Genomic DNA, 21,848 nt, shown 5'->3' on the forward strand with positions numbered 1-21,848 from the left:
GTTGGCGCGGGGGCCGGGGTGACGCGCGGCGGTGTTGCCGCGGGCCCCTGGGCAGGCCGCTGGCCTGCCGGGGCGGGAGGCCGGAGGGTACAGCCGGCCAGGGTGACGAGCAGGCAGGCCAGGGACAGTCGAAGGGTCGCGTGCATGGCCGCCGGCTCCGATGGGGTTGTCAGGGCTGATCCGGGCTGTCGATGGTCAACTGCTGCGGATCCTCGGTAGCACTAGACAACGCCGGGCCGCGTCCGATCCATTCACCGCTCTTGGCATTGCCTTCGCGGGATATACGGGCGACCAGCTGCACCTGCGGGAAGTTGGAGATCTTCAGCTGCGGCATCATCGCGTCGGCGTCGCTGAGCACCACCTCGGCCGGCAGGTCCTTCACCGTCAGGCGCTTGACGGCCAGCGGCATGGGCGGACCTTCAGCGGCGCGGGCGAAGATGAACACCGTGTCGCCCGGCTGCACCTTGTCCTTCAGTGCGGCGGCCAGGTCGACGCGGACCTTCAGCTGCGGCATGGACTTGGTGAGCGTCTCGCGCTCGGGCAGGGTTTCGCCGTTCTCGGCCAGCCGCTCGCGGGCCCGGTCGATCCCGCCTTGCAGGGCAGCGCGGGACGGGTCGTCCTGGGGCAGCACGGCGATCAGGCGTTCCCAGTAGCCGATGGCGTCCTTGAAGCGGCCTTCCTCGAAACCGGCGATGCCCAGAAGGCCCAGGCTGGTGACCTCGTTGGGGTCCGCCTTGAGGGCGTCCTCGGTCAGCGCCTGGACTTCAGGGGTGAAACGCTTCTGGCTGGCGAAGTACAGCGCCTGGGCCCACTGGCCGAGCAGCTCGGGCTGACGGCCGGCGATCTGCACCGCGCGCTCGTAGGCCTTGGCGGCATCGACCGGGCGCTCCTGGGCCATGTAGGTACGGCCGAGGAAGTACCAGCCTTCGGCGGAATCCGGCTGGGCCTGCACGGCCTTTTCCAGGCGCGCGGTCATTTCCTCGATGGTGCGCGGCTGTTCGCGCATTTCGCGGGCCAGCTGGACCTTGTCGCTGGAACCCCAGTGGGCATACAGGCCAAGGCCCAGTGCCGGCACCAGCAGTGCGGCGAGCAGCGGCAGCGCACGCCCCAGGCGGGCGCTGCGGTCAGCGGCGGCGCCCTCGGTATCGGCCAGCAGTTCGCGGGCCGCTTCGGCGCGACCGGCCTCCAGCTGGGCCTCGGTGAGGGTGCCGGCCTCGTGCTGGGTCTGCAGTTCGGCCAGGCGCTCCTGGTACAGGGCGACGTTGAGGGCGGTTCGGTCTTCCTCGGCCTGGGCCTTGCGGCCGCGCAGCACGGGAATCAGCAGGAATGCCAGGGCGACCAGCAGCAGCAGGCCGGCGGCGAGCCAGAAATCGATCATCAGCGGTTCTTGTCCTGAGTCTCTTGATTGAGCAGCGCATCCAGACGGGCGCGCTCATCGCTGGAAAGCAGTGCATCACCCGGCGCGTTCTCGACGCGGCGACGGCGCAGCACGATCACCCCGAGCACCAGCAGGCCGCCGGCCAGCAGGCCCGCTGGGCCGTACCAGAGCAGCAGCGTGCGGCCGTTCACCGGGGGCTTGTAGCGCACGAAGTCGCCGTAGCGGGCAACTAGGAAGTCGACGATCTCGTCATTGCTCTTGCCCGCTTCGAGCATGCGGTAGATCTCGCGGCGCAGGTCGGTGGCGATGGGGGCGTTGGAGTCGGCGATGTTCTGGTTCTGGCACTTGGGGCAGCGCAGTTCTTCGGTGAGCACGCGGAAGCGCTCGCGCTCGGCTTCGTCACGGAACTCGTAGGTGTCGATGGCCGCGCGGGCGACGCCGGTGAGGGCAAGGCCGAGGGCCAGGGTGGCGAGCAGGCGCTTCATTGGCCGGCCTCGTCGACCAGGGACTGGTACAGCGGCGCCAGTTGCTCACGCCAGACGACCTCGTCGATCACACCGACGAACTTGTGGCGGATGACGCCGTCCTTGTCGATCAGGAAGGTCTCGGGGGCGCCGTAGACGCCCAGGTCCAGGCCGAGGCTGCCCTGCTCGTCGCGGATGTCCAGCTGATAGGGGTTGTGGAACTCCTTCAGCCACTTGAGGGCGGCGGCGTTGTCGTCCTTGTAGTTGACGCCGTAGATGGTCACGCCCATCTGCGACAGCTTGTTCAGCACCGGGTGCTCGACCCGGCAGGAGATGCACCAGGTGCCCCAGACGTTGACCAGCGCGGGCTTGCCCTTGAGGTCGGCCTCGGTCAGCGTGCGCGCGCCGTCCACGGCCGGCAGGCTGAACGCGGGGAAGGGCTTGCCGATCAGCGCCGAGGGCAGCTCGGCGGGGTCGAGGAACAACCCGCGGTAGAGGAACACCGCCACGCCGAGGAAGATCGCCAGCGGCAGCAACAGGATCAGGCGCTTCATGCTTGAGCTCCAGCCAGGCCCAGGGCGTCACGCACCCGGGTCTTCACCTTGACCCGGTAGCGCGGGTCGAATGCCGCCAGGACACCGCCCAGGCCCATCAGCAGGCCGCCGAGCCAGATCCAGCGGACGAACGGTTTGACGTGCACGCGCACGGCCCAGGCGCCGTCACCCAGGGGCTCGCCGAGGGCGACGTAGAGGTCGCGGGTGAAGCCGGCGTCGATGCCGGCCTCGGTCATCATCGACTGCTGCACGGTGTACAGGCGCTTCTCCGGGTGCAGCACGGCGATCTGCCGATCACCGTCGAGGACACGGACGGTGCCCTTGTCGGAGGTGAAGTTGGGGCCTTCGTGGTGGGCTGCGCCCTCGAACACGAAGCGGTAGCCGCCCAGCTCCACCGACTCGCCGGGGGACAGGCGCAGGTCACGCTCGGCGCTGTACTGGCTGGAGAGCACGACGCCGAGGGCACACACGGCAATGCCGGCGTGGGCCAGCTGCATGCCCCAGTAGCTGCGGGTCAGGCTGCGGGCGCCCTTGAGCAGGCCCTTGTGGCGGGTCTTGTCGAGCAGGTCGCGGACGCCGGCCAGCAGCACCCAGGCGGACAGGCAGCCAACCGCCAGCACCGCCCAGTGGAAATCCCCCAGGACGAACGCTGCGAGCACGCCCAGCACCAGGCTGCCCACCAGCACCGGGCCGAGCATGCCCACCAGCCACTTCACCGGGGTGTCCTTCCAGCGCACCAGCACGCCCACGGCGATCACCACCATCAGCAGGGCCATCAGCGGCAGGAACAGGGCGTTGAAGTACGGCGGGCCGACGGAGAGCTTGGCGCCGGACAGCGCGTCCAGCACCAGCGGGTAGAGGGTGCCGAGCAGGATCATGGCGGCGGTCACCACCAGCACCAGGTTGTTGACCAGCAGCAGCGTCTCGCGGGACCAGAGGGCGAAGCCCACCTGGCTCTTGACCACCGGCGCGCGGATGGCGAACAGGGTCAGCGAGCTGCCCACCACGGCCAGCAGGAAGCCGAGGATGAACACGCCCCGCTCCGGGTCGGCGGCAAAGGCGTGCACCGAAGTCAGCACGCCGGAACGGACCAGGAAGGTACCCAGCAGGCTGAGGGAGAATGCGGCGATGGCCAGCAGCACGGTCCAGCTCTTGAACACGCCGCGCTTCTCGGTGACGGCCAGGGAGTGGATCAGCGCGGTGCCCACCAGCCAGGGCATGAAGGAAGCGTTCTCCACCGGGTCCCAGAACCACCAGCCACCCCAGCCGAGTTCGTAGTAGGCCCACCAGGAGCCGAGCACGATGCCGACGCTGAGGAAGGCCCAGGCGATGATGGTCCACGGACGCGACCAGCGCGCCCAGGCGGCGTCCAGGCGACCGCCGAGCAGCGCGGCGATGGCGAAGGCGAAGGCCACTGAGAAGCCGACGTAGCCCATGTAGAGCATCGGTGGATGGACGATCAGGCCGAAGTCCTGCAGCAGCGGGTTCAGGTCGTTGCCGTCGGCCGGCATGTTCGGCAGCAGGCGCTTGAAGGGGTTGGAGGTGATGATCAGGAACGACAGGAAGCCGATGCTGATCATGCCCATCACGCCCAGGACGCGGGCCAGCATCACCTCGGGCAGTTGCCGGGAGAACACCGAGACGGCGAAGGTCCAGCCACCGAGGATCAGCGCCCAGAGCAGCAGCGAGCCCTCGTGGGCGCCCCATACGGCACTGAACTTGTAGTACCAGGGCAGCGCGCTGTTGGAGTTGCTGGCGACGTAGGCGACCGAGAAATCGTCGCTCATGAAGGCCCAGGTGAGGCAGCCGAAGGAGAACGCCAGGAAGGCGAACTGCCCCCAGGCGGCCGGTTGCGCCAGGCTCATCCACTGCCGGTCGCCGCGCCAGGCGCCGATCATCGGCAGGGTGGCCTGCACGGCAGCCATGCACAGGGCGAGGATCAGGGCCAGGTGGCCGAGTTCGGGAATCATCGATCAGCCCTCTTTCTTCTCAGGCAGGTTGCCGCTTTCCTTGAGGGCCTTGGTGACCTCCGGCGGCATGTATTTCTCGTCGTGCTTGGCCAGCACCTCGTCAGCCACCAGCACGCCCTGCCCGTCCAGCTTGCCCAGGGCAACGATGCCCTGCCCTTCGCGGAACAGGTCGGGGAGGATGCCGTGGTAGCGGATGGTGACGCTCTTGGCGAAGTCAGTGACCACGAACTCCACGTCGAGGGAGTCGCCGGTGCGCTTGACCGAGCCTTCGGCCACCATGCCGCCGGCGCGGATGCGCGTGTCCTGGGGGGCTTCGCCGTTGGCGATCTGGGTGGGGGTGTAGAACAGGTTGATGTTCTGCTGCAGCGCCGACAACGCCAGCGCCACGGCGATCCCCACCCCGGCGAGGATGGCCAGGATGATGAACAGGCGCTTCTTGCGGATCGGATTCACTTGCCTTCCTCCCGGCGCAGACGGCGCGCCTCTTCTTTCAGGTAGCGACGCCGGGCTGCGACCGGCAGCGCGACGTTGAGCGCCAGGACCAGTAGGCTGATGCCGTAGGCGCTCCAGACGTACAGGCCGTGGTGGCCCATGGCGAGGAACTCGCCGAACGATGCAAAACTCACGATGCCTTCTCCACCAGGGCCTTCACCTCGTTGCGCACCCAGGCGGCGCGGGCCTCGCGACGCAGGACTTCGAGGCGCATGCGCATCAGCACCACGGCGCCGAAGAAGCAGTAGAAGCCCAGCACCATCAGCAGCAGCGGCACCCACATCTCGGCGGGCATGGCCGGCTTCTCGGTGACGGTGAAGGTGGCCGGCTGGTGCAGGGTGTTCCACCACTCCACCGAGTACTTGATGATCGGGATGTTGATGACCCCGACGATGGCCAGCACCGCGCAGGCCTTGGCGGCGCTGTCACGATTGCTGATGGCCTGGCCCAGTGCAATCACACCGAAGTACAGGAACAGGAGGATGAGCATCGACGTCAGTCGGGCATCCCACACCCACCAGGCACCCCAGGTGGGCTTGCCCCAGATGGCACCGGTTACCAGGGCGATGAAGGTCATCCAGGCGCCTACCGGCGCGGCGGCCTGCAGGGCGACGTCGGCCAGCTTCATCTTCCAGACCAGCCCGACCACACCGCAGACGGCGAGCATGACGTAGCAGGACTGGGCCAGGAAGGCGGCCGGGACGTGGATGTAGATGATCCGGAAGCTGTTGCCCTGCTGGTAGTCCGGCGGCGCGAAAGCCAGGCCCCAGACGGTACCGACGGTGATCAGCAGGGCGGCGCCGACGGCGAACCAGGGGAGCCAGCGGCCACTGATCTCGTAGAACCATTTCGGCGAACCCAGCTTGTGGAACCAGGTCCAGTTCATCGGGCCCACCTGCTGGGCACGGAGGCCTGTGCGGACATCGGCAGTTCTCTCATCAAGGCAACTCTTGTTCGTTATTCGCCGACGCTGATGGTCAGGCCAGCGGCTATGGCAAAGGGAGTCAGGGTCACCGCCAGGGCGGTGAGGCAGCCCAGCCACAACAGGTGGCCGACAGCCGGCAATCCTTGCAGGGCCGCTTGCAGGGCCCCGCTGCCGAGAATCAGCACGGGGATGTACAGCGGCAGTATCAGCAGCGCGAGAAGCAGGCCACCGCGCTTGAGACCAACGGTCAGCGCGGCGCCCACCGCACCCAGCAGGCTCAACACCGGCGTGCCCAGCAGCAGGGAGCCGAGCAGCACCGGCAGGCAGCGGGCGGGCAGGCCCAGCATCAGCGCCAGCAGCGGCGCCAGCAGGACCAGCGCCAGTCCGGAGAAGAGCCAGTGTGCCAGCACCTTGGCCAGGACCAGAAGCGGCAGGGGGTGCGGCGAAACGACCCACTGTTCCAGCGAGCCGTCCTCGAAATCACTGCGGAAAAGCCCGTCCAGCGAGAGCAGGACGGCCAACAGGGCCGCTACCCAGACCAGCCCCGGTGAAAGGGTTTGCAACAATTGGCTCTCGGGACCGACCGCCAGGGGGAACAGGGCGATGACGATGGCGAAGAACACCAGGGGGTTGGCCAGCTCGGCAGGGCGACGGAACAGCAGGCGCGCTTCGCGGGCCATGACCAGGGTGAAGACCGATCTCATGCCGCACGTCGTCCCAGGTCCAGTTCACGGTAGCCCGCCGGCAGGTGGGCGGGGCTGTGGTGGGTGGTGAACACCACCAGGCCGCCACGCTCGCAGTGCCCGGCCAGGTGCGCCTCGAGCTGGGCGACGCCCTGCTTGTCGAGTGCGGTGTAGGGTTCGTCGAGGATCCACAGCGGCGGCGGATCGAGGTAGAGCCGCGCCAGGGCGACGCGGCGCTGCTGGCCGGCGGAGAGGGTGTGGCTGGGAACGTCCTCGAACCCACGCAGCCCGACGGCGGCCAGTGCCTCCCAGATCGCCTCGCGCTCGACGCTCTGGTGCAGGGCGCAGAGCCAGGTCAGGTTCTCTTCCGGGGTGAGCAGGCCCTTGATGCCGGCGGCATGGCCGATCCACAGCAGCTCGCGGGCCAGTTCGGCACGCTGCCGACCGAGGGCGACGCCTTTCAGCAGGATCTCGCCGGAAGTGGGTTGCATCAGACCGCAGAGCAGGCGCAGCAGGCTGGTCTTGCCACTGCCGTTGGGTCCGCTGATCTGCAACATTTCCCCGGGTTCGAGCGCCAGGTCCAGCCCTTCGAAGAGCATCCGCCAATCACGCTCGCAGGCGAGGTCGAGGGTCTGGAGGTAGGGACTGGTCACGTCAGCGGATACCCTGCGGGGAACTCAAGTGATGGGGTCGCCGGCCGCTATACTGGAATCGCGCTCCACCGCCAGCCCGGACGGGGCGGCATTATACATGTCATCCCCAGCCCCGAAGGGGGCTTTTTCAACAGGTTGTAACCCTTTGATGACCGAGATCAGCACTTCGCGCCCCATCGCTTCCGTGCCCACCGCCAACCGGGCGGCGCAGGCTGTAGCAGATGCCGCGCTGAAGCTGCTGCAACCATCCAGTGGCTTGCTGGCGGCCGGCGACAGCGCCGAAGCCGAGGTGGTCAGCGTCAAGGAAACCGCACAGAACAGCTTCCAGGTGATGCTGCGCCTGAGCCTGGGCAGCGGCCAGCAGGCAACGCTGGAAGCCACCAGCACGCGCCCCCTGAGCCAGGGCTCGCTGGTGAACGTCACGGCCCTTTCGGACAGCCGCCTGATGGTGGCCCTGCAGTCGGCCGGTGCCCTGCCGCTGGACAGCCTGGACCTGGAGCAGGTGCCGGTCGGCACGCTGATCCAGGGCAAGGTGGTCGCCAGCGAACAGCTCGCCGAAGCGAAGGCGACCGTCTACCGCACCCTGATCAACCTGATCAACACGCCGCTGGCGGGTCGCCAACTGGCTGTCGACAGCCCTCAACCGCTGCCGGTCGGCAGCCTGCTCAGCGCCCAGGTCCAGGGCGACCAGTCCCTGCGCTTCATCCCGCTGAGCAATCGCCTGGACCAGTTGGCCCTCAGCCAGCAGTTGAACAGCCAGGTGTCGCGCCAGGGTTCCCTGGAGGGCCTGTTCGGCGCCCTTGCCGAACTCGACCCGGACCTGCCACCGAACCTGCGCAACGCCGTGGAGCGCCTGCTGGGCTCACTGCCCGGCCCCGGCCAGCTGAGCGACGCCAAGCAACTGGCCAAGGCCATGGAGAACAGCGGTGCGCTGCTGGAGGCGCGCCTGCTGGCCGGTCACGGCGCCGCCACCGGGCAGGACCTGAAGGGCAACCTGCTGCGCCTGATCGCCCAGTTGCTGCCCGAACTGCCCAACGCACCGGCGGCGCTGCCCACCGCTGGCGCCAGCAACGCCATGGCCCAGGCCCTGCCGGCCTTCATCCGCAACGCACTCGGCTCCCTCGGCCAGGCCAGCTCGCGCCAGCAGGCACTGAGCTTCCCCCTCCCCTCCCGCCTGGCCCAGGCCGCACAGGAGGAAGGCGACCTGGAAACCCTGCTGAAGCTGGCGGCGGCAGCCGTCTCGCGCCTGCAGACCCACCAGCTCTCCAGCCTGGCGCAGTCGCAGATGACCCCGGAGGGCAACCTGGTCACCACCTGGCAGCTGGAGCTGCCGATGCGCAACCAGCAGGAAATCGTCCCGCTGCAGATCAAGATCCAGCAGGAAGAACGCCAGGCCCAGCAGCAGCGGCGCAAGGACGAACAGAAGGAAAACCTCTGGCGTATCGAACTGGCGTTCGACATCGCCCCCTTGGGCCCATTGCAGGTCCAGGCGCAACTGCTGCGCGGTTCGATCTCCAGCCAGCTGTGGGCGGAGCGAGCCGCCACGGCGCGCTTCATCGACAGCGAACTGGGCAATCTGCGTGAGCGGCTGGTGGCCGCCGGGCTGGAAGTGGGTGAACTCGCCTGCCAGCAAGGCACGCCGCCCCAAGGCCCACGCACGACCCTGCAGCAACGCTGGGTGGATGAGACGGCATGAAACAGACCGAGCGCCGCCAGGCGATTGCCCTGTCCTATGACGGGGTCAGTGCACCGAACCTGACCGCAAAGGGTGACGACGAGCTGGCCGAGGCGATCCTCGCCATCGCCCGCGAGTACGAGGTGCCGATCTACGAGAACGCTGAGCTGGTCCGTCTGCTGGCAAGAATGGAGCTGGGCGAGGCCATCCCCGAGGCGCTGTATCGCACGCTGGCCGAGATCATCGCCTTTGCCTGGTACCTGAAGGGCAAATGCCCGGCGGGCTTCGACCCCGACGCCACCCGGGACGTGACGCCCGGCCTGCCGCTGCTGGAGGGCCCTAAGGGCTGAGCGCCAGCACCTCACCCTCCATGCCCTTTCCTTGAGGGAAATCCAGCAGTTGCCAGGCGAAGTAGCCGTCACGGAAATAGAAGACCTGGCGATACCCCCACCCCACTGCCAGTTGCGCCGCCAGCGCCCCGCGCGGGCAGACGTTGCTGTCGCAGTAGATCACCAGCGGCACATGCCGCGGCCACTGGGGCATGGCCAGGCCGGCGAAGCGGTCGGTCAGGTCCAGGTGCACGGCACCGTGAACGTGGCCCCAGCTCCACTCCCGGTCCGGCCGGACGTCGATGAACAGGGCGCCGTAGTCGAACAGCCGCTTGGCCTGCAGCACGTTGACAGTCGTCGCTCCCGCAACATGCAAGGGTGCCTCTTCCGCCTGGGCCAGGGGCAAGAGGAGCAAGAGCAACAGGGGAGCCAGGCGCATGGGCAACTCCGCTCGGTGGGCCTGGTTAGAGCCTAGTCCGGGCAGAAGTGCCGACTTGGAGTGATTGGTTAGATGGCAGGCGGGGCTTAGAACCGGGCGCGCATCAGCTCTGGGCCTGCTTGCGCGCAAGCTGGAGCTTGCTGACCAGTTCCGCCTCGGCCTTGCTGAGCCCACAGGAATGAGTGAGGTCGTCGACGCTCGCTCCCATGCCCGCAAGACGTGCGGCTTGGGTGAAGGAGATGCTGCTGGGGTCGCGCTGCTCGATCTGACTAACCTTGTCGGGCAGCGGCGCCACCACCCGGCGCAGCTCGTGCAACTCCTCCCCCATGCGGATGCTGCCGCTGAGGTAGGCATCGAGACGGCGGGCCAGTTCCTTCAGCCGCTGGTCTCGAGCCGCTTCGCGCTTGGCCTGTTCCTGGGCGAGCTCCAGCTGCTGCCGGCGCAATCGCACGCAGGCGAAGGCGAGCGCCGCACAGGCGACCGCCAGGACCAGCAGCGCGATCTCGATCAGCACGTCAGATGCTCTCCAGCTCCGACCACTCTTCTTCGCTCATCATCTTGTCCAGCTCGACCAGGATCAGCAGCTCGCCGTTCTTGTTGCAGACGCCCTGGATGAACTTGGCCGACTCCTCGTTGCCCACGTTGGGCGCGGTCTCGACCTCGGACTGACGCAGGTAGACCACTTCGGCGACGCTGTCGACGAGGATGCCCACCACCTGCTTGTCCGCCTCGATGATGACGATGCGGGTGTTGTCGGTGACCGGCGCGGAATCCAGGCCAAAGCGCTGGCGGGTATCGATCACCGTCACCACGTTGCCACGCAGGTTGATGATGCCCAGGACGTAGCTGGGAGCCCCCGGCACCGGCGCGATCTCGGTGTAGCGCAGGACTTCCTGCACCTGCATCACGTTGATGCCGTAGGTTTCATTGTCCAGGCGGAAAGTCACCCACTGCAGGATGGGATCTTCGGAACCTTGCCCTGACGATTTCTTCATGTTCCCTAGCCTCTTCTTGTACCGCGCGGGGCGGCGAATGCGGGTTGACCGCCTTGTTGCGAATCCGGCGCCCCGGCGTGCGGAGCCTGCCTCTTCATTGTTCAGTTAAGCGACATGTTCTTGACGGCGCCACTGGCAATCAATTCGGCCAGCGCGGCGACGTCCAGCAGCGCGCACATGTGCTCGATCACCGTACCGGCGAGCCAGGGTCGCTGGCTGCGCTGGCTGCGCCATTTGATCTCGTTCGGGTCCAGGCGGATGGAGCGGCTCACCTGGTGCACGGCGAGACCCCATTCGTAACCCTGGACGGAAATAACGTACTGCAGCCCCTCACGGAAATCATCGCGGTAACGGTCCGGCATCACCCAGCGAGCCGTGTCCAGCACCTTCAGGTTGCCTGCCTGGCACGGCAGGATACCGAGGAACCAATCCGGCTGGCCGAACAATGGCGTGAGTTCCTGGCCGGCGAGTGGGTAGATGGAGCCCAGGCAGACCAGAGGCACGGCCAGGGTCAGCCCGGCGACGTCGAACAGCAGGCATTCGAATGGCTCTTCCGCCCATTGAGGGCGACCCTCGAAGCTGGGTGGCAAAGGCTCGCGGGGCTCGACGCTGGCAACCTGCAGTTCGGCAACCGGTTCCACCAGCGCAGGCTCCGGCTCTGGCTCCGGGATTGCCGGCACCAGCACGGGCTCGGCGATGACCGGCGCAAGCTGACGCACCGGGCGATCCTCCAGCTGGACCGCTACGGGAGCAGCACGTACCACGCGGGGAGCCACCTCCGGCGCGGCGGCCAGTACTGGGCGCGCCTGGTTCAGCCGGGCATCGCGCACCTGCTCCTCAAGCACGGCAGCCTCGAATTCCTCCAGGCTTACGCTGTCGGCGAGTTCGATGGCTGCTTCCTGCAGCAGGGAGTCCAGGTAGGACTGCAACGCCAGTTGCGGTCGGGTGGTGGTGGCGAGGATACGGCTCATGGGTGGGACCTGCGACGTTGGGCTCGACAGGCTATCGGCACAGGGCATGCCGGACTTGAGAGCACCTGTAGCTCAGCATAGACGCTCATCTCAGGCGACCTGCGCGGCGAGCTGCTGGCTCAGCAGGTGCTTGAGCAGCGCGCGATAGGCGATCACGCCACGGCTGTTGCCGTCGTACTGCGACGGGGTCACGCCGGCACGGCTGGCATCCCGCAGGCGGGTGTCCACCGGGATGTAGGCCGGCCAGAGGTGCTCGGGATAGGTGTTGCGCAGCACACGCAGGGTATTCAGGGACGCCTGGGTCCGACGGTCGAAAAGAGTCGGCACGATGGTGTAAGGCAGCGCCTGCTTGCGCGAGCGATTGACCATGTTAAGGGTGCTGACCATGCGCTCCAGGCCCTTCACTGCGAGGAATTCGGTCTGCACGGGGATCACCAGTTGCTGGCTGGCGGCCAGCGCATTGACCATCAGAACACCGAGCAACGGCGGGCTGTCGATGATGGCATGGTCGAATTCCTGCCACAGCTGCGCCAGGCTCTTGGCGATCACCAGGCCCAGCCCGTTCTGCCCGGGCGACTGGCGCTCAAGGGTGGCCAGGGCGGTGCTGGAAGGCAGCAGCGACATGCGCTCGTGGCTGGTCTGCAGCAGCAGTTGCCGGGGCAGCCCTTCCGGTACGCCGCCCTGGTGGAGGAACAGGTCGAAGCAGCTGTGCTCCAGGGTATCGGGGTCATGGCCGAAATAGCTGGTCATGGAACCGTGGGGATCGAGATCCACGACCACGACGCGCTTGCCGGCGTCGGCCAGCAAGCCTGCCAGTGCGATGGAGGTGGTGGTCTTGCCGACACCACCCTTCTGATTGGCTACCGCCCAAACTCTCATGCTCTTCGTCCTCCCGGCGAAACCACAGCCTTGCCGAGGATCATTGTCCACCCGCTGGCGCGGGCGACGGGGAATTGACGGCCCCCGCTGCGGAGGGCCCCGGTGCAGGCGCTGGTGCAGTTTGCGTGCCAGCACGCCGCAACGCGTCATCCGGCTTGGCTTTGCCCGCCCCTACCCCACTCACCGCTCGCCGCACGTCGAGGTTTCGCGAAACCACCAATACCACACGGCGGTTGCGTGCGCGCCCTTCCGCCGTCGAGTTGTCCGCCACCGGCTGGAATTCGCCGTACCCGACCGCCGCGAGGCGCGCCGGATTGACCCCGTCCATGGAAAGCATCCTCACGATACTGGATGCACGGGAGGCGGAAAGCTCCCAGTTGGAAGGATAGGCGGCGGTACTGATGGGCAGGTTATCGGTGAAGCCTTCGACGTGCACGGGGTTTTCGTAGGGGGCGAGGATCTTCGCCACCTTCTCGATGATGGTGAACGCCTCATTGGTGGGGATGGCATCGCCACTGGGGAACAGCAGGCTGGAGTTCAGCTCGATCTCCACCCAGAGCTCGTTGCCGCGAACCGTCATCTGCTCGTTGGAGATCAGGTCGCCGAAGGCTGCCTGCATGCTCTCGGTGATGCTCTGCAAGGGATCGGCCTGGGCATCACCAGGCCCGCCCTGCTCTGCAGACGTCTGCTCTGCCTCGGTGGTACGAGGCCGCTCTTCACCGATCGGGATCGGCTTGATCGAGCGATCCGGCTGGTTGAAGACGCCGGTCAGGGTGTCCGAGAGGATCTTGTACTTGCCCTCGTTGATCGAGGAGATGGAGTACATGACCACGAAGAACGCGAACAGCAGCGTAATGAAATCGGCGTATGAAACGAGCCAGCGCTCGTGATTCTCATGCTCTTCGTGCTGACGCCTGCGAGCCATGCCATGCCTCCATCAATCCACGAAGCCTTGCAGCTTCAGTTCGATGGAGCGGGGGTTTTCACCCTCGCCGATGGAGAGGATGCCCTCCAGCAGCATTTCCCGGTAGCGCGACTGGCGCATGGCGATAGCCTTCAGCTTGCTGCTCACCGGCAACAGGAGCAGGTTGGCGAAACTCACGCCGTAGATGGTGGCAACGAACGCTACCGCAATGCCACCTCCCAGCTGACTCGGGTCGGCCAGGTTGCCCATGACGTGGATCAGCCCCATCACCGCACCAATGATGCCGATGGTAGGGGCGTAGCCGCCCATGCTCTCGAACACCTTGGCGGCCTGCAGATCGCGGGCCTCCTGGGTATAGAGGTCCACTTCGAGAATGCTGCGGATGGACTCGGGTTCAGCACCGTCGACCAGGAGCTGCAAACCCTTGCGGGCATAGGGGTCTGGCTCGGCGTCGGCGATGGGCTCCAGGCCCAGGAGCCCTTCCTTGCGCGCCGCCATGCTCCAGCCCACCACGCTGTTGATGCCGCCGGTGAGGTCGATCCTGGGCGGGAAGATGATCCAGCGAAGGATCGCCAGAGCCCGCTTGAGCACGCTCATGGGTGTCTGGAGCAAAGCGGCACCCACGGTACCGCCAATCACGATCAGCGCAGCCGGGCCGTTCAGAAGGGCACCGGCGTGCCCTCCTTCGAGGTAGTTGCCCCCGACGATGGCGACCAGTGCAAGGATGATCCCTACGATGCTCAACGCATCCATTTACCGCACTACTCCCATCACAGGCATGCTTCGGCGATGTGCCTGCCAATGTCGTCGAGACCGTAGACCGCGTCTGCCAGGTTGGCCTTCACGATTGCCATCGGCATGCCATAGATCACGCAACTGGCTTCATCCTGCGCCCACACCTGGCTGCCACTCTGTTTGAGCAGGCGTGCGCCCTCGCGGCCGTCCGCGCCCATGCCGGTCAGCACCACGGCCAGGACCTTGTCATTGAAGGCCTTGGCAGCGGAGCCGAAGGTGATGTCGACACAGGGCTTGTAGTTGAGGCGCTCATCGCCGGGGAGGATGCGCACGGTCCCGCGCGGATCCACCATCATCTGCTTGCCGCCCGGTGCCAGCAGGGCGAGGCCAGGCCTGAGCTGGTCGCCATCCTCGGCCTCCTTGACGGAAATACGGCAGAGCTTGTCCAGGCGCTCGGCGAATGCCTTGGTGAACGCCGCCGGCATGTGCTGGATCAGCACCAGCGGCGCCGGGAAATTGGCGGGCAACTGGGTCAGCACACGCTGAAGCGCAACGGGGCCGCCCGTCGAGGTGCCGATGGCCACCAGCCGGTAGGACTTGCGCTTGGGCGCAGGCCCGCTGCTGGAACTACCACTGGATGAGGAAGCCGGTGCTGGGGCAGGTGCAGCCGCAGGGCGAGACAGGCTCGACGGGCCGGAACTGCTGGGCGTCGGCGCGGCAGGCGGCGGGGTGTAGCTGCTGTAGCGACGGTTGCTCCGCGCGATGCTGTGCACCTTCTCGCAGAGCAGTTGCTTGACCTTCTCCGGATTACGGGAGATGTCCTCGAAGTTCTTCGGCAGGAAGTCGACCGCACCGGCATCCAGCGCATCGAGGGTTACCCGGGCGCCTTCGTGAGTCAGGGAGGAGAACATCAGGACCGGAGTCGGGCAGCGCTGCATGATGTGCCGGACGGCGGTGATGCCGTCCATCATGGGCATTTCGTAATCCATGGTGATGACGTCAGGCTTGAGCGCCAGCGCCTGGTCGATGGCCTCCCGGCCATTCGTGGCGGTCCCTACCACCTGGATATTGGTGTCGGCGGACAGAATCTCCGAAACGCGACGACGGAAGAAGCCGGAGTCATCAACCACCAGAACCTTGACTGCCATAAACACTCCTAACAGGCGGCCCCCAACGGGCCGCCTAAACGATCAACCGCGGCGCGCGTAGCGCTTGAGCATGCTCGGCACGTCGAGGATGAGGGCGATTCGTCCATCGCCGGTAATGGTGGCACCGGACATGCCGGGCGTCCCCTGCAGCATCTTGCCAAGCGGCTTGATCACCACTTCTTCCTGGCCGACCAGTTGATCCACCACGAAGCCGATGCGCTGGGTACCCACGGAGAGGATCACCACGTGCCCTTCACCCTGCTCCTCGTATGAGGCGTCACGAACCAGCCAGCGCTTGAGGTAGAACAGCGGCAGGGCCTTGTCGCGGACGATCACCACTTCCTGGCCATCCACGACGTTGGTGCGGGACAGGTCGAGGTGGAAGATCTCGTTGACGTTGACCAGCGGGAAGGCGAAGGCCTGGTTGCCCAGCATCACCATCAGCGTCGGCATGATCGCCAGGGTCAGCGGCACCTTGATGACGATCTTGGAACCCTGCCCTTTCTGCGAGAACACGTTCACCGTGCCGTTGAGCTGGGAGATCTTGGTTTTCACCACGTCCATCCCGACGCCACGACCGGATACGTCCGAGATCTCGGTCTTGGTCGAGAAGCCCGGGGCGAAAATCAGGTTGTAGCACTCCAGCTCGGTAAGGCGGTCGGCGGCATCCTTGTCCAGCAGTCCTTTCTCGACAGCCTTGGCACGAAGGATGTTCGCGTCCATGCCCTTGCCGTCGTCGGTGATCATCAGAAGGATGTGGTCACCCTCCTGCTCGGCGGACAGCACGACGCGACCGGTACGTGCCTTGCCGGCGGCCTCGCGCTCCTCGGGCGTCTCGATGCCGTGGTCCACGGCGTTGCGCACCAGGTGGACCAGCGGGTCGGCAAGGGCCTCGACGAGGTTCTTGTCGAGGTCGGTCTCCTCCCCCACCAGCTCGAGGTTGATCTCTTTCTTCAGGTTGCGGGCCAGGTCGCGCACGAGGCGCGGGAAGCGGCCGAAGACCTTCTTGATGGGCTGCATGCGGGTCTTCATCACCGCGGTCTGCAGGTCGGCGGTCACCACATCGAGGTTCGACACGGCCTTGGCCATGGCCTCGTCACCGCTGTTGGCACCGAGACGCACCAGACGGTTACGCACCAGTACCAGCTCGCCCACCATGTTCATGATCTCGTCCAGGCGAGCGGTGTCCACCCGTACGGTGGTTTCCGTTTCGCTGGCTGCCGCAGGAGCAGCCTTGTCTCCGTTAGCCGTCGGCGCAGCCGGACGGGCAGCTGCCGGCGCAGGCTTGGCAGGTTCGGGCTTGGCGGCAGCAGGCTTCGCCGGCTCGGTCGCTTTCGCGGCGGGTGTGGCCGCAGGCTTGGCGGGTGCCGCAGCGGGCTTGGCAGGTGCCGCCGGCTTGGCCGGGGCTGACGAGGCAGGAGCCTCCGCGACGAACTTGCCCTTGCCGTGGAGCTGGTCCAGCAGGGCTTCGAACTCGTCATCGGTGATGTTGTCGCCACCCGGCGCAGCCGGTGCTGCGGTATCGGGCGCGGACGCTACAGCAGCCGGTGCGGTGTCATCCACAGCAGGGGCGACAAACTTGCCCTTGCCGTGAAGCTGGTCCAGCAGCGCTTCGAACTCATCATCGGTGATGTCATCGCCGCCCGGCGAGGCAGAAGGGGCAGCAACCGGCTCGGGCGCCTTGGGCGCACTGGCCGCTGGCGCTGCATCGCCGACGAACTTGCCCTTGCCATGGAGCTGGTCCAGCAGCGCTTCGAACTCGTCATCGGTAATTTCATCCGACGCGGCCGCTTCGTTGCCGGCTGCGGGTTCGGCATTGGAACCAGAGGGCTCGTCCAGGGCCGTCAGCAGTTGCTCGAACTCGCTGTCGGTGATGTCGCCCGATGCCGGCGCGGCAGGCTCTTCGGCCTCGGGCTCGGGCTCAGGTTCAAAAGCCTCAGCAACAGGCTCAGGCTCGGACGCACCCGCAGGCTCTGCCAGGCGCGACAATGCGGCCAGCAGCTCGGGCGTGGCGGGCGTCGGCTCGGAGCGCTCGCGTACCTGGCTGAACATCTCGTTGACGGTATCCAGTGCCTGGAGCACCACGTCCATCAGCTCGGCATCGACTCGACGCGCACCCTTGCGGAGGATGTCGAACACGTTTTCGGCGATGTGGCAGCATTCCACAAGGGCGTTTAGCTGGAGGAAACCAGCTCCGCCCTTGACCGTGTGGAAACCCCGGAAAATGGCATTGAGCAGATCCATATCGTCCGGACGGCTCTCCAGCTCAACGAGCTGCTCGGACAATTGCTCCAGTATTTCGCCGGCCTCTACCAGGAAGTCCTGGAGGATTTCTTCATCGGCGTCGAAGCTCATTAGGCGGCTCCCCTAGAAACCAAGGCTGGATAACAGATCATCGACGTCGACCTGATCGGCCACGACGTCATCACGCTTATCGGCATTGATCTGCGGACCTTCACCCCTAGATGGATCTTTTAGTTTTTCTTTCTCGACAACCATCGCTTCGCGGTCATGTTGAATGCCTGCGAAACGGTCTACATCACTGGCCATCAGCACCAGTTTCACCAAGTTGTGCTCAACTTCGGTCACCAACTGGGTGACGCGTTTGATCACTTGCCCGGTCAGGTCCTGATAGTCCTGTGCCAGCAGGATGTCGTTCATATGGGAGGATAGCTGCTCGGTGTCGCGCTGGCTGCGCGCCAGGAACGATTCGATGCGCTTGGCCAGCTCCCGGAACGCATCCGCGCCGATCTCGCGCCGCATGAAGCGCCCCCACTCCTCGGAAAGGCTCTGGGCTTCATCGCCCAGGCCATTGAGCAGCGGTGCGCTCTCCTCCACCAGATCCATGGTGCGGTTGGCTGCCTTCTCCGTCATGTGCACGACGTAGGAGAGACGATCCGTCGCATCGGCGATCTGGGACATTTCCTTGGCGTGCGGCAGATGCGGATCGATCTGGAAGTTGACGATCGCATTGTGCAACTCGCGGGTGAGCTTGCCGACTTCCTGATAGAGGCCGCGGTCGCGAACCTTGTTCAGTTCGTGGATCAGTTGCACCGCATCGCCGAAGTTGCCCTTTTCAAGGGTTTCCACCAGCTCGCGTGCATGATTTTTCAGGGTCGACTCGAGGTCTCCCGACTGGGAATCTTTATCCATGGCGTCCTCGCGACTGGCATCAGCCGTTGACCCGCTCGAAGATCTTTTCAATCTTCTCTTTGAGAACCTGGGCCGTGAACGGCTTGACCACGTACCCGTTCACGCCGGCCTGGGCGGCTTCGATGATCTGATCGCGCTTGGCTTCAGCAGTCACCATCAGCACCGGCAGGTGCTTCAGGCGCTCGTCGGCGCGCACGGCACGCAGCAGGTCGATACCGGTCATGCCGGGCATGTTCCAGTCGGTGACCAGGAAATCGAAATTGCCGCTGTGCAGCATCGGCAAGGCGGTCGTGCCGTCGTCGGCCTCTGCGGTGTTGGTGAAGCCCAAATCACGCAGGAGGTTCTTGATGATGCGTCTCATCGTAGAGAAATCGTCCACGATGAGGATTTTCATGTTCTTGTCCAAATCGACCTCCGTACAGTCCTGAACGCCCCCGGGTCATGGGGGCGTCGTTCAATCGAAAAACCGGTGTGCTTCAGGCACGCCACTCACCCAGCCGGGCCCGCAAACGCGCGGCGCACTGGCTGTGCAACTGGCTGACTCGGGATTCACTGACTCCCAGCACTTCACCGATTTCCTTCAAATTCAGCTCTTCGTCGTAATACAGCGCCAGCACCAGGCGCTCTCGTTCCGGCAGATTGGCGATGGCATCGGCCAGCGCCGCCTGGAAGCGCTCGTCTTCCAGGTCATTCGAAGGTTCGAGATGGGTGACTCCGGTGTCTTCGTGCGCCGTGCCATGCTCCCCGCCTTCCAGAAGGTCGTCGAAGCTGAACAGCCGGCTGCCCAAAGTGTCGCTCAGGATGCCGTAGTAATCTTCGAGACTCAATCCAAGTTCGGCCGCAACCTCCTGATCTTTAGCGTCACGTCCGGTTCTTGCCTCGACTTTGCGGATGGCGTCGCTGACCATCCGGGTATTGCGGTGGACCGAGCGCGGTGCCCAGTCGCCCTTGCGGACCTCGTCGAGCATCGCCCCGCGGATGCGGATGCCGGCGTAGGTCTCGAAACTCGCGCCCTTGCTGGAGTCGTACTTCTTCGATGCTTCCAGCAGGCCGATCATCCCCGCCTGCATGAGGTCTTCAACCTGCACGTTCGCCGGCAAGCGAGCCAGCAGGTGGTAGGCGATCCGCTTGACCAGGGGCGCGTAGCGCTCGATCAGCTGGTGCTGGGAATCCCCGGCCTGAGCCTTGTTGTACATGCGAAGTCCACTTGCGGGTGGTGTCATACGGTCGAATCCGCGATGGGTTGCTGCACCAGTCGCTCGACGAAGAACTCAAGGTGGCCACGGGGGTTGGCCGGCAACGGCCAGCTGTCCACCTTCTGAGCAATCGCCTTGAACGCCAGGGCACATTTCGAACGCGGGAACGCTTCGTAGACCGCTCGCTGCTTCTGCACCGCCTTGCGCACGGACTCGTCGTAGGGGACGGCGCCGACGTACTGCAAGGCCACATCGAGGAAGCGATCGGTCACCTTGGTCAGCTTAGCAAAGAGGTTGCGACCTTCCTGCGGGCTGTGGGCCATATTGGCCAGGACCCGGAAACGACTCATGCCGAAATCGCGGTTGAGCAGCTTGATCAGCGCATAGGCGTCGGTGATGGACGTGGGCTCGTCGCAGACGACCACGATCACTTCCTGCGCAGCACGGACGAAGCTGACCACCGCATCGCCGATGCCGGCGGCGGTGTCGATCACCAGCACGTCCAGGTTGTCGCTGATCTCGCTGAACGCCTGGATCAGGCCGGCATGCTGCATCGGCGAGAGCTGGACCATGCTCTGCGTGCCGGAAGCGGCCGGCACGATGCGGACGCCGCCCGGCCCTTGCAGCAGCACGTCACGCAGGTCGCACTCGCCTGCGATCACGTCCGCCAGGGTCCGCTTGGGCGTCAGCCCGAGCAGCACGTCGACGTTGGCCAGGCCGAGGTCGGCGTCCAGCAGCATCACGCGGCGCCCCAGGTCGGCCAGCGCCAGCGAGAGGTTCACGGATACGTTGGTCTTGCCGACACCGCCCTTGCCACCGGTTACAGCAATCACCTGTACGGGATGCAAACTACCCATTTATCACACACCTTGTTCACGTCGACTGGGCCACTTGGCGCATTCACGCCACCCATCCCGGGCGGCTCTGGGTTTCTATCCAACCTGGCGAGTGGGCGCCTGGTACAGACCTGCGAACAGGTCGGCCATGGCTTCCTCGCTGGGGTCCTCCGGCGCCTGAAGGCTCACCGCACGACTCACCAGTTGGTGACTGCGCGGAACCTGGAGATCATCCGGAATCCGAGGCCCATCAGCGAGATAGGCTACCGGCAGATGCTGGCCGATAGCCAGTCCCAACACTTCGCCCAGGCTCGCGGCTTCATCGAGCTTGGTCAGGATGCAGCCCGAAAGGCCACACCGCTTGTAACTATGGTAGGCCGCTTTCAGCACCTGGCTTTGACTGGTTGCAGCCAAAACGAGGAAATTGCGCGCTTTCACGCTGCGGCTGGCCAGTGTCTCGAGCTGCATTTTAAGCGCCGGATCGTTCGCCGGCAGCCCCGCCGTATCAATCAGCACCACACGCTTGCGTGCGAGGGGGGCGAGAGCCTGGGTCAGCGACTGGCCCGGATCGACGTGAGTGACGGACACACCGAGGATGCGGCCCAGGGTCTTCAGCTGTTCCTGGGCACCGATCCGGTAGCTGTCCATGCTCACCAGGGCGATCTGCTGGGCGCCGTACTTAAGCACATAGCGGGCGGCCAGCTTGGCCAGGGTGGTGGTCTTGCCCATGCCGGCGGGACCGACCAGGGCGATCACGCCACCCTCTTCCAGAGGCTCCTCGGCAGGGGTACGGATGGCGTGGGCCAGGTGGGCCAGCACCATGCGCCAGGCCTGGCGCGGATCCTTGACGCTGCTGACACGCTCCAGCAACACACGGGACAGCTCCACCGGCAGCCCCATCCGCTGCAGGCGACGCCACAAATTGGCCTGCTGCGGGCGACGGTTCTGCATCTGGCTCCAGGCGATGGAACCAAGCTGGACTTCGATCAGCTCACGCAGCCCGTTGAGCTCGAAACGCATGGCATCCAGCGCACGCTGGTCGGCCACGGGCGCAGCGGCTGGGGTGACCGGAACGGCGGCGACAGCTGCCGGCGCCACGGCGGGACGGGTCGGGCGCATGGCGGCCTCAAGGGCCTCCGGCGAAGGCTCGGAGCGATCCGGAACCAGTTGCCGGTTGCGTCCGGCGTCCGCGCGAGCGGCGCGGTTGGACAGTTCGGCATGGGCCTCGGCGATGCGTGCCTGGGTGCGGCGCAGCTCCGCTTCCAGGGCCGGGTTCGGCTTGCTGGGGGCCGGAGCAGGCATGGGGTAGTCGAGTGCCGCCGTGATCTCGACACCACCGGCCACGCGCCGGGTACCGATGATGGAAGCATCGGCGCCCAGTTCGTCCCGCACCAGTTTCATGGCCTGGCGCATATCCGCAGCGAAGAAGCGTTTGACCTGCATGGCCT

Annotated in this window: 25 protein-coding genes; 2 read left to right on the plus strand and 23 right to left on the minus strand. The window is 65.8% G+C overall.

Annotation, left to right across the window (positions count from 1 at the left end; translation table 11 throughout):
- Positions 1 to 169: 169 nt before the first annotated feature.
- The 9 genes from ccmI to ccmA all read right to left on the minus strand — a co-directional run bounded on the left by ccmI (position 170) and on the right by ccmA (position 7,119).
- Complete coding sequence (gene ccmI / locus SZ55_RS15790) at positions 170 to 1,378, minus strand: c-type cytochrome biogenesis protein CcmI (protein ID WP_044408023.1); 1,209 nt, start codon at positions 1,376 to 1,378, stop codon at positions 170 to 172.
- On the minus strand, positions 1,378 to 1,863 hold the full coding sequence (locus tag SZ55_RS15795) for a cytochrome c-type biogenesis protein (protein ID WP_044408026.1): 486 nt from the start codon (positions 1,861 to 1,863) through the stop codon (positions 1,378 to 1,380). The genes ccmI and SZ55_RS15795 overlap by 1 nt, the downstream gene beginning before the upstream one ends.
- A complete protein-coding gene (locus tag SZ55_RS15800) occupies positions 1,860 to 2,396 on the minus strand; it encodes a DsbE family thiol:disulfide interchange protein (protein WP_044408029.1) in 537 nt (178 codons plus the stop codon). Before SZ55_RS15800 ends, SZ55_RS15795 begins: the two co-directional genes overlap by 4 nt.
- Positions 2,393 to 4,366, minus strand: coding sequence for a heme lyase CcmF/NrfE family subunit (locus tag SZ55_RS15805; RefSeq protein ID WP_044408032.1), 1,974 nt, complete (start codon positions 4,364 to 4,366; stop codon positions 2,393 to 2,395). The genes SZ55_RS15800 and SZ55_RS15805 overlap by 4 nt, the downstream gene beginning before the upstream one ends.
- Positions 4,367 to 4,369: 3 nt before the next feature.
- Positions 4,370 to 4,819: a cytochrome c maturation protein CcmE gene (gene ccmE, locus SZ55_RS15810; protein ID WP_044408035.1), complete on the minus strand. Its 450-nt coding sequence runs from the start codon at positions 4,817 to 4,819 to the stop codon at positions 4,370 to 4,372.
- On the minus strand, positions 4,816 to 4,992 hold the full coding sequence (ccmD, locus tag SZ55_RS15815; RefSeq protein ID WP_044408038.1) for a heme exporter protein CcmD: 177 nt from the start codon (positions 4,990 to 4,992) through the stop codon (positions 4,816 to 4,818). Before ccmD ends, ccmE begins: the two co-directional genes overlap by 4 nt.
- Positions 4,989 to 5,744 carry a heme ABC transporter permease gene (locus SZ55_RS15820; RefSeq protein ID WP_044408041.1) on the minus strand — a complete coding sequence of 252 codons (756 nt, stop codon included), beginning with the start codon at positions 5,742 to 5,744 and terminating at the stop codon, positions 4,989 to 4,991. Before SZ55_RS15820 ends, ccmD begins: the two co-directional genes overlap by 4 nt.
- 71 nt (positions 5,745 to 5,815) lie before the next feature.
- Positions 5,816 to 6,487: a heme exporter protein CcmB gene (gene ccmB, locus SZ55_RS15825; RefSeq protein ID WP_044408044.1), complete on the minus strand. Its 672-nt coding sequence runs from the start codon at positions 6,485 to 6,487 to the stop codon at positions 5,816 to 5,818.
- Positions 6,484 to 7,119: a cytochrome c biogenesis heme-transporting ATPase CcmA gene (ccmA, locus tag SZ55_RS15830; RefSeq protein ID WP_044408046.1), complete on the minus strand. Its 636-nt coding sequence runs from the start codon at positions 7,117 to 7,119 to the stop codon at positions 6,484 to 6,486. Before ccmA ends, ccmB begins: the two co-directional genes overlap by 4 nt.
- A gap of 148 nt (positions 7,120 to 7,267) precedes the next feature.
- On the opposite strand from ccmA, the gene fliK reads away from it, so the two are divergent.
- Complete coding sequence (fliK, locus tag SZ55_RS15835) at positions 7,268 to 8,815, plus strand: flagellar hook-length control protein FliK (RefSeq protein ID WP_044408049.1); 1,548 nt, start codon at positions 7,268 to 7,270, stop codon at positions 8,813 to 8,815.
- Entirely contained in the window at positions 8,812 to 9,144 is a 333-nt protein-coding gene (locus SZ55_RS15840; protein ID WP_044408052.1) for an EscU/YscU/HrcU family type III secretion system export apparatus switch protein, read from the plus strand. The genes fliK and SZ55_RS15840 overlap by 4 nt, the downstream gene beginning before the upstream one ends.
- Here SZ55_RS15840 and SZ55_RS15845 read toward each other — a convergent pair.
- The 14 genes from SZ55_RS15845 to flhF form a co-directional block, all read right to left on the minus strand.
- Positions 9,134 to 9,562 carry a rhodanese-like domain-containing protein gene (locus SZ55_RS15845; protein WP_044408055.1) on the minus strand — a complete coding sequence of 143 codons (429 nt, stop codon included), beginning with the start codon at positions 9,560 to 9,562 and terminating at the stop codon, positions 9,134 to 9,136. The two genes, SZ55_RS15840 and SZ55_RS15845, sit on opposite strands and share 11 nt — an antisense overlap.
- 103 nt (positions 9,563 to 9,665) lie before the next feature.
- Positions 9,666 to 10,073: a DUF2802 domain-containing protein gene (locus SZ55_RS15850; protein WP_082078272.1), complete on the minus strand. Its 408-nt coding sequence runs from the start codon at positions 10,071 to 10,073 to the stop codon at positions 9,666 to 9,668.
- Between the two features lie 4 nt (positions 10,074 to 10,077).
- A complete protein-coding gene (locus tag SZ55_RS15855) occupies positions 10,078 to 10,557 on the minus strand; it encodes a chemotaxis protein CheW (RefSeq protein WP_044408061.1) in 480 nt (159 codons plus the stop codon).
- A gap of 101 nt (positions 10,558 to 10,658) precedes the next feature.
- Positions 10,659 to 11,528: a CheW domain-containing protein gene (locus SZ55_RS15860; RefSeq protein ID WP_044408063.1), complete on the minus strand. Its 870-nt coding sequence runs from the start codon at positions 11,526 to 11,528 to the stop codon at positions 10,659 to 10,661.
- A 90-nt stretch (positions 11,529 to 11,618) separates the two neighbouring features.
- Positions 11,619 to 12,407 carry a ParA family protein gene (locus SZ55_RS15865; RefSeq protein WP_044408066.1) on the minus strand — a complete coding sequence of 263 codons (789 nt, stop codon included), beginning with the start codon at positions 12,405 to 12,407 and terminating at the stop codon, positions 11,619 to 11,621.
- 40 nt (positions 12,408 to 12,447) lie between these two features.
- The gene (gene motD, locus SZ55_RS15870) at positions 12,448 to 13,332 is read right to left on the minus strand and encodes a flagellar motor protein MotD (protein ID WP_044408069.1); all 885 of its coding nucleotides are present in this window, start codon (positions 13,330 to 13,332) and stop codon (positions 12,448 to 12,450) included.
- Positions 13,333 to 13,344: 12 nt separating this feature from the next.
- Entirely contained in the window at positions 13,345 to 14,085 is a 741-nt protein-coding gene (locus tag SZ55_RS15875) for a flagellar motor protein (RefSeq protein ID WP_044408072.1), read from the minus strand.
- Positions 14,086 to 14,102: 17 nt separating this feature from the next.
- A complete protein-coding gene (locus SZ55_RS15880) occupies positions 14,103 to 15,215 on the minus strand; it encodes a protein-glutamate methylesterase/protein-glutamine glutaminase (RefSeq protein WP_044408075.1) in 1,113 nt (370 codons plus the stop codon).
- Between the two features lie 42 nt (positions 15,216 to 15,257).
- A complete protein-coding gene (locus SZ55_RS15885) occupies positions 15,258 to 17,570 on the minus strand; it encodes a chemotaxis protein CheA (protein WP_044408078.1) in 2,313 nt (770 codons plus the stop codon).
- Between the two features lie 12 nt (positions 17,571 to 17,582).
- Complete coding sequence (locus SZ55_RS15890) at positions 17,583 to 18,368, minus strand: protein phosphatase CheZ (RefSeq protein WP_044408080.1); 786 nt, start codon at positions 18,366 to 18,368, stop codon at positions 17,583 to 17,585.
- 19 nt (positions 18,369 to 18,387) lie between these two features.
- Complete coding sequence (locus tag SZ55_RS15895; protein ID WP_003083073.1) at positions 18,388 to 18,762, minus strand: chemotaxis response regulator CheY; 375 nt, start codon at positions 18,760 to 18,762, stop codon at positions 18,388 to 18,390.
- Positions 18,763 to 18,844: 82 nt separating this feature from the next.
- Complete coding sequence (fliA, locus tag SZ55_RS15900; RefSeq protein ID WP_044408109.1) at positions 18,845 to 19,591, minus strand: RNA polymerase sigma factor FliA; 747 nt, start codon at positions 19,589 to 19,591, stop codon at positions 18,845 to 18,847.
- Positions 19,588 to 20,421, minus strand: a complete 834-nt coding sequence (fleN, locus tag SZ55_RS15905; protein ID WP_069560381.1) for a flagellar synthesis regulator FleN — start codon at positions 20,419 to 20,421, stop codon at positions 19,588 to 19,590. The genes fliA and fleN overlap by 4 nt, the downstream gene beginning before the upstream one ends.
- Positions 20,422 to 20,496: 75 nt before the next feature.
- A complete protein-coding gene (gene flhF / locus SZ55_RS15910) occupies positions 20,497 to 21,843 on the minus strand; it encodes a flagellar biosynthesis protein FlhF (RefSeq protein WP_044408111.1) in 1,347 nt (448 codons plus the stop codon).
- Between the last annotated feature and the right edge of the window lie 5 nt (positions 21,844 to 21,848).

Source organism: Pseudomonas sp. FeS53a, assembly GCF_000931385.1.
GTDB lineage: Bacteria > Pseudomonadota > Gammaproteobacteria > Pseudomonadales > Pseudomonadaceae > Metapseudomonas > Metapseudomonas otitidis.